The sequence below is a fragment of the Persicimonas caeni genome, from assembly GCF_006517175.1.
Classification (GTDB): Bacteria; Myxococcota_A; Bradymonadia; order Bradymonadales; family Bradymonadaceae; genus Persicimonas; species Persicimonas caeni.
In genome coordinates, this window is sequence record NZ_CP041186.1 from 621,366 (window position 1) to 634,472 (window position 13,107).

The 13,107-nt window shown below is 63.2% G+C and carries 11 protein-coding genes; 5 read left to right on the top strand and 6 right to left on the bottom strand.

The annotated features are described in order from the left end of the window. The first annotated feature begins 34 nt into the window (after positions 1-34). The 3 genes from FIV42_RS02430 to FIV42_RS02440 are packed head-to-tail and all read left to right on the top strand — an operon-like array spanning position 35 to position 3,245. Positions 35-1,030 (top strand): NAD-dependent epimerase/dehydratase family protein, encoded by a 996-nt coding sequence (locus FIV42_RS02430; RefSeq protein ID WP_141196133.1) that lies wholly within the window; start codon positions 35-37, stop codon positions 1,028-1,030. Then, positions 1,031-2,605, top strand: coding sequence for a molybdate ABC transporter permease subunit (modB, locus tag FIV42_RS02435; RefSeq protein WP_141196134.1), 1,575 nt, complete (start codon positions 1,031-1,033; stop codon positions 2,603-2,605). Then, on the top strand, positions 2,595-3,245 hold the full coding sequence (locus tag FIV42_RS02440) for an ATP-binding cassette domain-containing protein (protein WP_222615361.1): 651 nt from the start codon (positions 2,595-2,597) through the stop codon (positions 3,243-3,245). The genes modB and FIV42_RS02440 overlap by 11 nt, the downstream gene beginning before the upstream one ends. Here the strand turns inward: FIV42_RS02440 and FIV42_RS02445 are convergent. Further along, positions 3,238-3,660 (bottom strand): DoxX family protein, encoded by a 423-nt coding sequence (locus FIV42_RS02445; protein ID WP_141196135.1) that lies wholly within the window; start codon positions 3,658-3,660, stop codon positions 3,238-3,240. The genes FIV42_RS02440 and FIV42_RS02445 overlap by 8 nt on opposite strands. Positions 3,661-3,740: 80 nt before the next feature. Here FIV42_RS02445 and FIV42_RS02450 point away from each other — a divergent pair, with 80 nt between their 5' ends. Beyond that, a complete protein-coding gene (locus FIV42_RS02450; RefSeq protein ID WP_141196136.1) occupies positions 3,741-4,802 on the top strand; it encodes a putative metal-binding motif-containing protein in 1,062 nt (353 codons plus the stop codon). Between the two features lie 96 nt (positions 4,803-4,898). Here FIV42_RS02450 and FIV42_RS02455 read toward each other — a convergent pair whose 3' ends face one another. After that, positions 4,899-5,534, bottom strand: a complete 636-nt coding sequence (locus FIV42_RS02455; protein ID WP_141196137.1) for an L-threonylcarbamoyladenylate synthase — start codon at positions 5,532-5,534, stop codon at positions 4,899-4,901. A 10-nt stretch (positions 5,535-5,544) separates the two neighbouring features. Then, complete coding sequence (gene yhbY / locus FIV42_RS02460; RefSeq protein WP_141196138.1) at positions 5,545-5,871, bottom strand: ribosome assembly RNA-binding protein YhbY; 327 nt, start codon at positions 5,869-5,871, stop codon at positions 5,545-5,547. A gap of 321 nt (positions 5,872-6,192) precedes the next feature. Here yhbY and FIV42_RS02465 point away from each other — a divergent pair, with 321 nt between their 5' ends. Then, positions 6,193-9,219 (top strand): protein kinase domain-containing protein, encoded by a 3,027-nt coding sequence (locus tag FIV42_RS02465; RefSeq protein WP_141196139.1) that lies wholly within the window; start codon positions 6,193-6,195, stop codon positions 9,217-9,219. Between the two features lie 84 nt (positions 9,220-9,303). Here the strand turns inward: FIV42_RS02465 and FIV42_RS29935 are convergent, their stop codons facing one another. The 3 genes from FIV42_RS29935 to FIV42_RS02475 all read right to left on the bottom strand — a co-directional run bounded on the left by FIV42_RS29935 (position 9,304) and on the right by FIV42_RS02475 (position 13,033). Next, complete coding sequence (locus FIV42_RS29935; RefSeq protein ID WP_168210337.1) at positions 9,304-9,459, bottom strand: hypothetical protein; 156 nt, start codon at positions 9,457-9,459, stop codon at positions 9,304-9,306. Positions 9,460-9,739: 280 nt separating this feature from the next. Continuing rightward, entirely contained in the window at positions 9,740-11,806 is a 2,067-nt protein-coding gene (locus FIV42_RS02470) for a sialidase family protein (RefSeq protein ID WP_141196140.1), read from the bottom strand. 114 nt (positions 11,807-11,920) lie between these two features. Then, positions 11,921-13,033, bottom strand: a complete 1,113-nt coding sequence (locus FIV42_RS02475; protein ID WP_141196141.1) for a hypothetical protein — start codon at positions 13,031-13,033, stop codon at positions 11,921-11,923. Between the last annotated feature and the right edge of the window lie 74 nt (positions 13,034-13,107).

Consider the following 13,107-nt stretch of genomic DNA (forward strand, 5'->3'; position numbering starts at 1 on the left):
AGCCCTACCACCTGCGACAAAGAGGCCGGCGACGATGAAGATCGAGGGTAAGACCATTGCAGTGACCGGCGCCGGCGGGTTTATCGGCGCGCGTGTGGTCGAGTGCGCCGTCGAACGCGGGTTGAAGGTTAAAGCGCTCGACATCGACCCAGCGGGAGCCCGACGTGCCGAAGGGCTCGGTGCCGAGACGGCGATTGTGGGCGGCGTCAACGACGTCCAAGCCGTTGCCGAGCTCTGCGAGAACGCCGACATTCTCATCCACACCGCCGCGCTCATGAACGAGAGTGGCGACATGCAGGAGTTTCGCCACGTCAACGTCGAGGGCTCTCGACTCGTGGCCCAAACTGCCGCCGAAGCGGGGGTCAAACGCCTGGTCCACCTGTCGTCGGTGATGGTCTATGGGTTTCACTACCCGCCGGAGGTCGCCGAAGATGGGCCCAAGCGCGGCGAGGGCAATCCGTACTGCACGACCAAATACGAGAGCGAAGGAGCGGTGCTCGACCACCACCGCGACCGTGATCTCGAGGTGACCGTCCTTCGGCCCGGCGACGTCTTCGGCCCCGGCTCCAAGCCGTGGGTGGTGCGTCCCGTCGAGTTGATGAAACAGGGTCTCTTCGTGCTGCCCGACGGCGGCAACGGACGCATCGACCCGACCTACGTCGACAACCTCGTCGACGCCATCTTTTTGGTGCTCGAGAAGGACGCCACCGGCACCGTCTTCAACATCACCGACGGTCATAGCATGCGCACCCGGGATTTTTTCGGCTACCACGCCCGTTGGCTGGGCAAGGGGCGCATCCTGACTCTGCCCTCCAAGCTCTTGCGGCCCGTGTTCAAAGCCGTCGCCATGGGGTTCCGTATGCTCGGCTCCGAGCCACCGGCGACCCCCGACGCCATTGGCTTTTTGAATCGGCCCAACGCCTACTCGAACCGCAAGGCGCGCGAGATGCTCGGCTACGAGCCGCGAGTGAGCTTCGACGAGGGTATGAGCCGGGTGCGCGAGTGGCTCGAACGTGAGGACATGCTGTAAATGAAGTCGTCGACAAGCAGTCGCAGGGGAATGGCAAGCCGCTCGGTATGGGCGGTGACCCTCGTCTTGATGACGATCCTGCTCCTTCCGGCGGCATCCCCCCTGGAGGCCGAGCCGAGTCCGTCGAAGGTGGCCGACCAACCTTTGGTTGTGCTTGCTGCAGCGAGCATGGCCGATGTGCTTCCGGCCATCGGCGCCCAGTGGGAAGCTGAGCGTGGCCAACCGGTCAAGTTCAGCTTCGCGGGCAGCTCACGTTTGGCTCGCCAGATCATCGACGGCGCTCCAGGCGACGTCTACGTGTCGGCCAACAGCCGCTGGATGCAGCGGCTCGCCGACGAAGACGACCTCGCCGACGGCACACGACGCCAGATCATGTCGAACGACCTTGTCTGGGTGGTGCCGCGTCACACGTCGAGTCCGCCCTCCACTGCGTCCGCCGTCACCCCGTCCAAGATTCGACGACTCGCCGTCGCCGGCGAAAGCGTGCCCGCGGGAATCTACGCCGATGCCGCCCTGGCGGCGACCGATTTGGCCCCGAAGATGTCGGACAAACTCGTGCGCGCTGACAACGTGCGCGCCGCCCTCGAGTGGGTGGCGCGCGGCGAAGTCGACGCCGGTATCGTCTATCGCACCGATGCCCGCGCCGAGCCCGAGGTAAAGGTCGCGTTCACCTTCGAGCCCGAGACTCATCCGACGATTGCCTACGAGGCCGCCGCGCTCGCCAAGAGCGACCAAAAGCAGGCTGCGGACGCCTTTGTCGCGTACCTCGACAGCGCACCTGCACGAGACGTCTTCACCAAGGCCGGGTTCTCCCACATGCCCACGGTCGGCACCGGTGCCGACGCCGAGTTGGGCTCCGAGAGCTTCGCCAGCGACCCGCACCCGACCGTCGATGTCTGGTCGGCCATCCGCCTGAGCTTGCTGGTGGGTCTGTGGTGTGCTCTTTTGGGTCTGCTGCCGGCCATCGGTCTCGGGTGGCTGCTCGCGCGTCGCCATTTTCCCGGCAAGTCACTCGTTTCAACGCTGACGCTCGCCCCGCTCGCGCTACCGCCTGTGGTCACAGGCTTTCTGTTGCTGCGTTTGTTCGGGCGCGAGGGCTTGATCGGCGGCTTCTTAGCTTCGGTGGGCCTCGAAATCCCGTTTTCGACCGCAGGGGCGATGATCGCGGCGTTCACCGTGGGCCTTCCGATGTACGTCTTGGCGGCACGAAATGCCTTCGAGGCGGTCGATCGAGAGTACGAAGAGGTCTCGCTGACGATGGGGCACGCGCCGCTGCAGACCTTCTGGCGGGTGACCTTGCCCCTGGCGGCTCCAGGTCTGGCCGCCGGCGCGGTGTTGATGTTCGCGCGCGCCATTGGTGAATTCGGCGCGACGACGGTGCTCGCCGGCAACCTCGAAGGGGAGACACGCACCATCTCGCTGGCCGTCTACACCCTGCTCGAGTCCCCCAGCGGCGCCGAGTCAATCCAGGTGTTGGTGGGAGCGAGCATCGCGCTGTCGTTTTTGGCGATGCTCGGCTACGAGCGCCTCTCGCGCTGGCAGCGCCGGCGCACGGAGGTACGCAATGATGGCTGACACCTCGTTCGATACCATGCTCGATGTCGACATCACACTGCGCCGCGGGCGCTTCGAGTTGGCCGCACAGATGCGCACCCAGGTCCACCGTGTGGCGATCGTCGGCGCCTCGGGCGCGGGCAAAACCTCGCTGCTACGCGTGCTCGCCGGCCTTGAAGATGGTGTCAGAGGCCATGTTCGGTTTGGCGAAGCCACCTGGCTGGACAGCGCCGAGGGCATCGCGCTGCCTGCATGGCAGCGCGGCATCGGGTGGGTGCCACAGCGCGCCCTGCTCTTTCCCCACAAGGATGTCCGCGCAAATTTGCTCGATGGCGCAAGCCATGATGCGCCTGAGGCGGTCGCCGGGATGCTCGGCATCTCAGACCTGCTCACACGCCGCCCTCGCAACCTTTCGGGCGGCGAGCGTCAGCGCGTGGCGCTGGGGCGTGCGCTGCTGCGTGAGCCAAAGCTCCTGCTTCTCGACGAGCCCTTCTCGGCTCTCGACCGCAGCCTGCGCGGCGACGTTGCCGACGCGGTGCTCGACTACTGCGACGCCCGCACGATTCCTATCGTGCTGGTGAGCCACGACGAGCGCGACGTCGAGCGGGTGGCCGATGAAGTGTGGGAGCTGTCTCAAGGACAACTCGACCGCATCACTTGAGGTGCTCGTCGACGCTGTACTTGCCCGCCCCTAAAAAGAAGATCCCAAAGAACGTAAATGCCGCTTCCATCGCGTGGGAGTAGCCGCGGAACCCATCGCCGTTGACGTAGTGCCACAGCGCGGCGACGACCATGGTGCACACGAGCAGCAGCGCGGCCGGGCGAGTGAGCAAACCGAGAATGAGCAAGACTCCGCCACCCAGTTCGGCAAACGCAGCCATAAAGCCCCAGAACTCGGGGTAGAAGCCGATGCCGCTGACCGCCTCGAGGCGTGCGCCGAGCCCGGCCCACTTATCGGGTCCTCCGACCATCTTGGGCCAACCATGGGCGATGAAGCTCACCCCTAGTCCGAGCCGCATCACCAGCAGGCCAAAGTCCTTGTAGTCTTCGAGAAAGTCGAGTTTGAGCGCTTTCATGGGGTATATTCCGTATGGTAAGCTCGCCGTTCCTGACAGGTGCAAATAACCGGTGTGCTTAGCCGTCGCAAGGATTTTCGATGATGTGGCAACGCGTTCGAGCTTCGCTTCTGATTCTCTCTCTAGTCGCCGTCGGCTGCTCCGACGACACGAGCGGTGGCGCAGGCGACGACTGTCCGGCCGGCGAAGAGCGAAACACACTGACCGGGGCGTGTGAACGCGTCGACCCAGGGTTGGATGCAGGCGACACCTCCACAGATACATCGACGCCGGACACATCGAGCGCGGACGTCGGGGTCGATTCGAGCACGCTCGAAGATACCACACCGGACGCCCCCTCCTCGGATACGGGCGAGGACACCTCCCAGTGCCCCGATCGCGACGGCGACGGAGCCAAAGACCAAGCGTGCGGCGGCCAAGACTGCGACGACAACAACACCGCGGTCGGTCCCAACGCCCCCGAGCTGTGCGACGAGTACGACAACAACTGCGACGGTCAACTGAATGAGGGGCTGCAGTGTCAGTTTTATGCCCATTCGAACGACCACCTGTACGAGGTCGACCCGTTCGAGAAGACGGCCACGCAGTTGAGCACAGTCCCCAATCTGTTCGACATGGACACCCACCCGGACGGCACGCTCTACGGGATTACCTCGAGCGCGCTGCACGAGTTCGACACCAACACCAATTCGTGGGTGCTCATCGGCCAACTCGGCGTAAGCGGCACGCCCAACGGTCTGGCCATCAACAACGGCGGAACGGCCTATATGACGGCGAGCAACGACGTCTACACCGTCGACCTGTCCACGGGCGTGGCCACGCACCTCGGCTCGATGGGCGGGTCGTACAACTCGAGCGGCGACTGCGTGGTCAACAAGGACAACTCGCTATACATGAGCTCGAACCACAATATCGCCGGAGACGCGCTGGTGCTCATCGACGGAACCACCGGCCAAGCACAAGATATCGGGTTGATGGGGTTTTCGGAGGTCTACGGGCTCACCGCAGCCTGGGGAAGGATGTTCGGGTTGACCGGCTCGGGCCAGCTCATCGAGATCAACAGCGGCACCGGGCAGGCCGCGTTGGTGCACACGTTCCCGAGCATTATGTGGTACGGGGCGGCGAGCACGCCGGCGCGGTAGCTCCAAAGTCACCACGGGGGCACGGAGACCACGAAGCTTTTATTGACGCTCCTCTCCGTGCCCCCTGTGCACCCCGTGGTGAATTTCTTTTTTGCGCTAGATAAGCTCGACGTACTCCAGGTCGCCCACCGGGCCTTTACCCTTGCGGATGAGCTGGGGGTGGTCGCCCGAGAAGTCGATGACCGTCGACGGCTCCGGAAACACGTAGCCGCCGTCGATGACCAGATCGACCGCATGGCCGTACAACTCCTCGATGGTCCAGGGATCGGGAATCAAGTCGCCGTCGGAGTGCGTGGCGCTGGTGGTCGCGATCGGGTTGCCCAGCCGCTCGACGATGCGAATCGGGATCGGGTTATCCGGCACGCGGATGCCCACCGTCTTTCGCTTGTTGAGCATGACCTTGGGCACCAGCTTGGTCGCCTGCAACACGAAGGTGTAGCCCCCAGGCAGCATGCGGCGAAGGGTGCGGTAGGCGTAGTCGCTCACGTGTGCGTACTCGGCGATATTGCTCAAGTCCCGGCAGATGAACGACAGCGGGGCGTGGTCCGGCGAACCTTTGATCTCGGCGACCAGCCGGTGGAGCTTCTCGACGGCATGCTTGTTAAAGATGTCGCAGCCGATGCCGTAGACCGTGTCGGTGGGATAAGCCACCAGACCACCATCTTTGAGCGTATCGACAACTTGGTCGATTCGGCGCGGCTGGGGATGCTCGGCGTTAATCTGCAAAATCATGCTGGAGTCCTCAGGACGGCAACGAGATTTCCGGGTTCTCGGGATGCGGTTTATAAAACAGCAGCATCTTGCCGATCTTTTGAGCCAACTGGGCGCCGGTGGCGTCGTGGAGTTCTTGGGCGACCTCGTCCATCTCGTCGGCTTCGTGAACTTTGACCTTGATGAGCTCGTGGGCGAGAATCTGCGCCTCGAAGTTCTCGATGAGATTCGAGCTGATACCGCGCTGGCCAACCATCACGACGGGATTGAGGCTGTGGCCCAGCGAGCGCAGATGGCGCCGCTGCTTGCCTGTCAGCTCGGGGCTGAGGCGTTCGACTAGACTTTTCTGCTCGTTCATATACCTTCCAATGCTGGTGGATTAACACTCTTGCACGCGTCCGCTATCGTGTCGAGCCACGTCGAGCGGCTCTTAAACGGGCGCAGAAGCGTATCGTTACCGATAGTTCGCAATATGCGGTAGGGCTGTTATCATCCCTCCGACCTTCGGTTCAAATATGAACCGCGGTCCGAGAAACCAAAGGCACAACAGATCCAACTCGTTGGAGACGAATAGGTGAAAGTCTGTCCAGAGTGTCAAGCGCGTTTTGATGGTGGCGAGACGTTTTGTCCGCATGACGGGTCCAAGCTCGTCGATGCTCGGGAATTGTCTCCCGGAGAAATGACCGGACTCGACTTGGCGGGCCAGGTCCACCTGGAGCGCCTCGAGTTCTCCGATGTCCTCGCCGAGCGCTACGCCGGCAAACTCATCGGCTCGGACCAACCGGTGCGTGTGACGGTGTTCAACCAGGGGTTTGTGCCGGACCAGAGCCGAAAAGAGGCCTTCGAGGAAGCTCTCCAAGCCCTCGGCGACACGCTGCCGCCCGAGATCTCGAGCGTCCACTCCGTCAACTTCGACTCCGACACCCCGTTCGTGACCGAAGATGCCCCCCGGGGCCCGAGCCTCAAGACACTGCTCGACGAGCGGAAGGCGCTCGACTGGAAGGTCGCCGTGCGCCTGACGTGCTCGTTGGGCCGCGCGCTGCACTACCTTGCCGAGCGCGGAGTCATCCATGCGGGAATCCACCCGCAGGCCGTCTTCATCAGCAAACTGCAAGAGGGGCGCATCCAGCTTGGCGAGTGGGCCCACGACATCCTGTGCCACCCCGAGCGCCCGCTCGACCTGGCCGAGAAGAACCCCGACGGCTTCTTGGGTTATGCAGGGTACTTGGCCCCGGAGGTCATCCGCGACGCCTCGGATGCTGACGAGAAGAGCCTCGTCTATGCGATGGGCATGCTGTTGTACGAGATGATCGCCGGAAAACCGCCGTTCACCTCGAAGAACCCGGCCGATGCGCTCAAGCGTCACCTGCATGAAAAGCCGCTCAAGTTGTCGATCGCTCGCGGTGGCGCCGGATTGCCCGCCGACATCGACGACATCCTCGACATGATGCTCATCAAGGCCGCCGAGCGCCGCTTCCAAAACCCGGTTGCGGCGATCAGCGCACTGAGTTCGTTGCTCGACGAAGCCCCGAACGAGTTGGCCCCGGAGTTGTCCGCGGCCGACGCTCCCGTCTTCGAAAGTGCGCCTGTCGCCTCGAGCGAAGACGAGGCGCCCGAGGAGAAGGCGGACGAAGCCGCAGACGACAAGCAGGACACCAAAGAAGAAGCCGCCAGCGAGGCGGACAACAAGAAGACGATGATGGGCCTGCCGTCGGTCGCGATTGCCGACGAGAGCGAGCAAGAGGACGAGCAAGAGGAAGCCGAGAGCAAAGAAGAAGAGGCATCGAGCGAAGACGAGTCCGAGTCGCCCTCGATCATCATCGACGACCCGGAGCTTCGAGACGGAGACGATGCGAGCGACGAAGCGGAAGTCGAGTCGGTCGACAGCGCCGAGAAGAAGACTCTGATGATGGGCTCGTTGGCCGACTTGGAAGAGGCCGAGAAAAAGGCGAAGGAGGCCGAAGGTTCCGACGAAGACGATGCTTCTGACGATAAGGATGCTTCCGAGGAAGAGAAGGCCGACAAAGGTGAAGAAGCCTCCGACGAGAAGGAAGAGTCGGGCGGCACCAAGCCGATGGGCACCGTCGACGACGGCTGGGGTGAGATCGCCGACGACGTCAAAGGTAAAGAGGACGCGGAGGAGACGGATACGGCCGAGGACGACGCCGAATCGAGCGACGTGTCGGACGACGACGCCGAAGCAGAGACCGACGACGCCGAGGCAGAGACCGACGACGCCGAGGCAGAGACCGACGACGCCGAGGCAGATGGAGCCTCGGATGAAGAGGAGTCCGAGGAAGAAGCTTCCGAGGCAGATAAAGAGGACGAGAAGGAAGAAGAAGACACTCCGTCGATCATCATCGACGAATCTGTTGCGGAAGAAGCCGAGGACGCAGAGGCGTCTGATGAGTCCTCCGAGGCGGGCGACAAGTCCGACGAGAAGGACGACAAGGACGAAGAAGCCGACGATGAGGCGGAGGCGTCAGAAGATGATGCTGAAGAAGCCAAGCCGAAGACGAATATCGGCGAGTTGGGCTTCGTCGAGACGGCCAACGACGGTGGCCAAGAGTTTGGCGACGACTGGTTTAGCGGCGGCACCGATGATGTCTGGGACGACGCGGCCATCTCGGAGCATCACGAGCGCTCCGAAAACCTGCGCAAGTACCTCACCATCGGCATCATCGGCTTTTTGGTCGTCGGCTCGATCGGATTGTACTTCTTCTTCGAGAATTACGAAGGCGAGCCTCAGGAAGGCGAAAATGTCGCCGAGACCACCGAAGAGACCGCCGAAGGGGTCGACGTCGACGCGCTTCGCGCCGGTTTCGACAAAGCCTTCGACCGTGGACAGCTCATCCGCCCCATCTCGGACAGCGCCGTGAGCTTCCTCGAGAAGCTCCAAAAGAACGCCAAGGGCGAGCCCGCCTACGAAGAGGCGCGCAAGAAGTTTGTCGAAGCAGCCGAAAAGAAAGCGCGCGAGGTGGAAGGCAGCGACCTTCGTCATGCGCGCGACCTGTCGGGCTACGCAGCTCAGTATGACCCCGACAACAAAGAGCTCCAAACCTACAGCGACGCATTGCACAAACGCTATATTGCGGGTGAAGGCGACGCCGGCGCGAAGCAAGACGAGGCAGCCACAGCCGACGCCGACGCCGACGCAGGGGCGACCGGCGACCAAGATGCCGCCCAGCAAGCTCGAGAAGAGCAAACGACCGAAGCATCGGCCAGCACGGCAAAGCCCGAGCCGAAGCAGCAAGCCGGCCAGCGCGACGACCAGAAGAAGCAGGAGCCCAGCCGCGGCTCCACCGCCAAACGCTCGAACGACAGCGCCAAGAAGAAGGAGGAGCCGACGCGCTCGTTCTCGCAGATTCTTCGCGAGGCGAAAGCAGCAGCGGCCAACAATCAGGACGACAAGGCCATCAAGCTCTTCCGAGAGGCTATCTCGCGCTCGCCGTCGAACCCGGTGGTCCACGCCGAACTGGGCGACCTGCTCTTCCACAAGTCGGCCTACTCTCAGGCGCTCAAGCACCACAAGAAGGCCTCGAACTCGAGCCCGGGCAACGCGGGCTACGCCATCAGCCTCGGGCGCACCTACTACCGACTCGGCCGCTACCAGGAGGCGCACGACGCTTGGGAGCGCGCGCTCAAAAACGACCCGAACAACAAAGTCGCCAAGAAGTATCTAGGCTTGGTCAAGAAGAAGCTCTGAGTCCACCAAATAAACGAGAACGAAAAAAGGCGCGCTGGCATTTTTGCCGGCGCGCCTTTTTGGCGTCTGGATGGTCGTCGTCACTCAAAGCTGATGCTCCAGTACGATGGTTTTGTCATCGTCGAGAATGCGGCAGCGTTGCTGCAGCTGGCGAAAGTCGACTCCGAGCGACTGGCGGTTCTGCTGCCAGTAGCGAAGGAGCGCGCGTTTCGACTCGACGCGAGTGCGTCCGGAGAACACGATGCCATTCGAGTAAGGGTTCTGCGTGCCGTTGCTGGCGTTGATGTACGGATTACTCGAGACGTGGTCCGAACCAAATACTTCTTGAATTAGCTTGATAACCCCATGGGAACCTCCTCGGTTAAATGTGGCGCTTAACTATGAGGCGCGTTCCCAAATGTCAAGACGAGACGTGACATATCAAGGACTTCGGGAGGATTCTCGGAGGCAGCACGTCGTGCACTGGTAGCAAAGCCAAGCCTGTGATCGACCAACGCTTGAAACGCTGCCTCCGTAGTCCCTACTCGAGGTGCATGACTCCATCTGTGGTCGCCGCCCACAGTGTCGAGCCGCGAAGGTGCAGGCCGCGCACGGGAGCGTCAACAAAGCCGTCGGCCAGCGGCTGCCAAGACTCGCCGCCGTCGGTCGACACGAGCACGCCCTCTTCCCATGTGCCGAGCAAGAGGTTCGGCCCGTCGGTCACGAGCGCCGACGGGGTGACCGATGCGTCCGGCGAGCGCACCACGGTGCGCCACGACTCGCCGTTGTCATCGCTCTTTCGAAGGTGCATGCCCGACGCAGTCATGGTCAGCGCGAAGAGCCCCTGCTCTCCCCTGGCGAGCCAGGCGCGCTCGGCATGCAGGTAGCTCGAGTCGAACGGCTGCTCGAGCGAGCCGCGCGCCCAACTCTCACCGCCGTCGACCGAGCGATAGAGGCCATCCTTGGCGACCACAAGGAGCAAACCGTCTTCGGCGTGCGCCGCGTAGACCGGCGGCGCTTGCCGGTAGTCGTAGTCCTCGGGCAACTCTTCGCCGATGCGATTCCAGTCGCTCCAGTGCTCGGCTCGGTTCTCGGCCAGAAAGAGACCGCCGCCAACGGGCGTCGATCCGCCGCGCCCCGACAAGATTCGTGGCGCGAACGAGACGAGCAGCGAGTCGTCGTAGCCCACGACCGACGAGGCCGTGCCCTCCGAGAGCGCGACCGGCTCGCCCATCGCCCAGCCATTGTGGCCCGGACGAAGCGCGACGAAATCGCCGGTCTGAGTGACCATGAAGACCGCGTCGTGGTGAGCCAGAATCCTGGCGCCGCGGTGCTCACCGATAGGCTGCAGCTCCCATCGCTGCGCGTCGGTCGACCGGAAGATTCGACCAGCTTCGGTGAGTAACCAGTAGCTGTCGGCAGTGTCTGCAAAGTCGGCCACCGGACGACGTGTCGGGCTAATCTGCTCCCACGCGTCAGTCGCGAAGTTCAGCCGCTGCAGGCCGTGGTCTCGCACTGACGAGACCACCTCGCTCCCGTCCGACGCGAGCAAAAAGCTCTCGGCGTCGTTCATGCCGCCGAGATACTCGACCTCAACCCTGCCACCGGAAGCTTCGGACAAGTCGATCGACATCACGTAATTCCACGGTTCGAGTGGCCCGAAGACCAACGCATCGCCGTGGATGACGGCCTGTCGCGCCGGCTGATCAGTCATGACGTCGAACGTAGCCCCGTTGTCCGTTCGCCATACGCCTGCCTCGGAGGTCGCGTAGATGGAGTCGGCGTCGACGTGCAGTTGCTTGGCGCCAACGGCGTGTGACTCCGGGGTCTGCGCCGGTGTCCAATCGAGCGTCTGGGCATTCTTGAAGAAGAGCCGGCCCGCGTAGTGGCCTTGAGAGAGGACCATCGTCTGACCGAGCACCGCGAGATCGACGGTACCAGCCGGCAGCGTGTCGTCGACGAGCGTCGCCTGATCCCCCGAGACGCGAAAGAGCGTCGAGGTCTGCCCGAGCGCGCCGGCCACCACGTACAATTCGCCGTCGAAGACGCGCGCGGCGGTGAGTTCGCGGGCGTCCAAAGCTTCGCCACTCTCGAGCTGAAAGTCGAAGGGCTGCCAAGATGCCCCTCCGTCACTCGAGCGCAAGGGCTTCGGCCCCACCAAGATCAGGTCGCCTTCGTGAGCGACGACATCGATGATCTGCGAGACGATGAGCTCGTCGGGCAGTTCGACACGCGCCCAGGAGTCGCCGGCATCGGATCGCCACAGAAAGCTGTCGCCGCGAGCGTCGGTCTGGGTGGCGAAGAAGTGTCCGCCGGCCGCCCACAAACCTGTGAACGTTCCGCCAGCAGGTCCCAGCACCCCACTCCACTCGGCATCAGCGGCAAGCGCCGGGTCCGACGCCGTATCGTCGGGGTCGGAGTCGGTTTGGGAATCTCGCGGGCGGGATGTCTCGTCGTCGGATTCTTGCGAGGTCGCGCCCTCCTCTTGCGAATGGGGCGCCGGGTCCGGACTTGGCGACGAGTCGGCCGCCTCCCCACATCCGGCCAGCCAGAGGCCGGAGGCGAGGAGCATCACCAAGAGCTTGGTTGTGGTCTGTCGAGCAGTCATCCATTTCTCCATTTCGTCGGTCACATGAACATTTCGGGACAGAGCTTCTGCCCTCCATTCAAGCGTGACGACCCGGCTGCTGAGCCACAACGAAAAGCGTCTGAAAGAACCGCGTCACCGGGCGAGTCGACCTGAAATCGAGGCCTGTGGGTCGACCTTCTCCCACTGCGAGGAAGCGGCGGAGAGCTGGAGCACTCGAGAGTGACTCGTGGCGACGACCATGCGCTCGCCGACGACGCCGAGTTGCAGAGTCTGGATGATCGACGGGTCGAGGGACGGAAGCGCGTGGACCGACTGATCGGCGAGCGATACCGCCGAGACCTCGCCCGACCGATTCGCCACGACGAGCTCGTCGCCGAGCAGCGCGCCGGCCTCGCCGCCATGAATTGACAGCTTATCCCAGTGATTGTCTTCTCCACCTGTGAGCCAGACACCCGAGGTCGTCATCACCGCGACGCTCTCGCCCCACTCGAAGAGCTGGGGAGGCAACGTGCCCTGGACCTCGGGCACAGCCTGCCAGGTCTCCCCGGCGTCGTAGGAGACCTCAATGGTGCCGTAGCGGGTCGCACGCACCGACATCTCCTCGCGCGGCATATAGTCGATAATCATGAACATATCGTTTCGGATATACTCCCAGTCGAGCTGACGCCGCTGCCACAACTCGATGCCGGTCGGCGAGTTCGGCTCGACCTCGTGAAAGGCATAGATTCGGTCGCGAAGCTTCTTGAGGTGGGTGATCTGACCGGAGCCGTCGAACCAATCTGGATTGAAAGCCTGCCACTGAGGATCGTCGCGCTGCCGGCGCCAGGCGCCCTGCTCCCGTGTGCTTAACAGCAAGTCGTACTCGGTGGTGACCACGCTCGTCAGAACCAGAAGGGGGTCACGACGGAGCGGCTCCGGAAGCTGCACTTCCGACCATGTACCGTCTACATCGAGGCCGAAGAGCTGCACGCCCTCGTCCGTATGATAGGTGACGAAGAAAGCCTCCCCGTCGGCGCCGGCGAAGATGGATCGGTAAGACCCCGCGAGCGCGGCGTCCGCGTCTTGTTCGCCGATGTCTCGCATGTCTGCATCGCCAGCGTCTCGCTCGGACGACTCCGCATCAGACCGACCTGCGTCAGCCAATTCGGCCTGCGCAGACGAGCCGCCGCCACAAGCCGCCGTGGCGAGGCTGCACACGAGGCAAAGAAGGCCGACGAGCTCCCCACTCTTTCGGATCTGCAACATCGCTTCTCTCCGTATGAATTCCGTCGCGATTATATGTATCAGTTCGCCGCCCCCAGCCCCAAACAAAAGGGCCT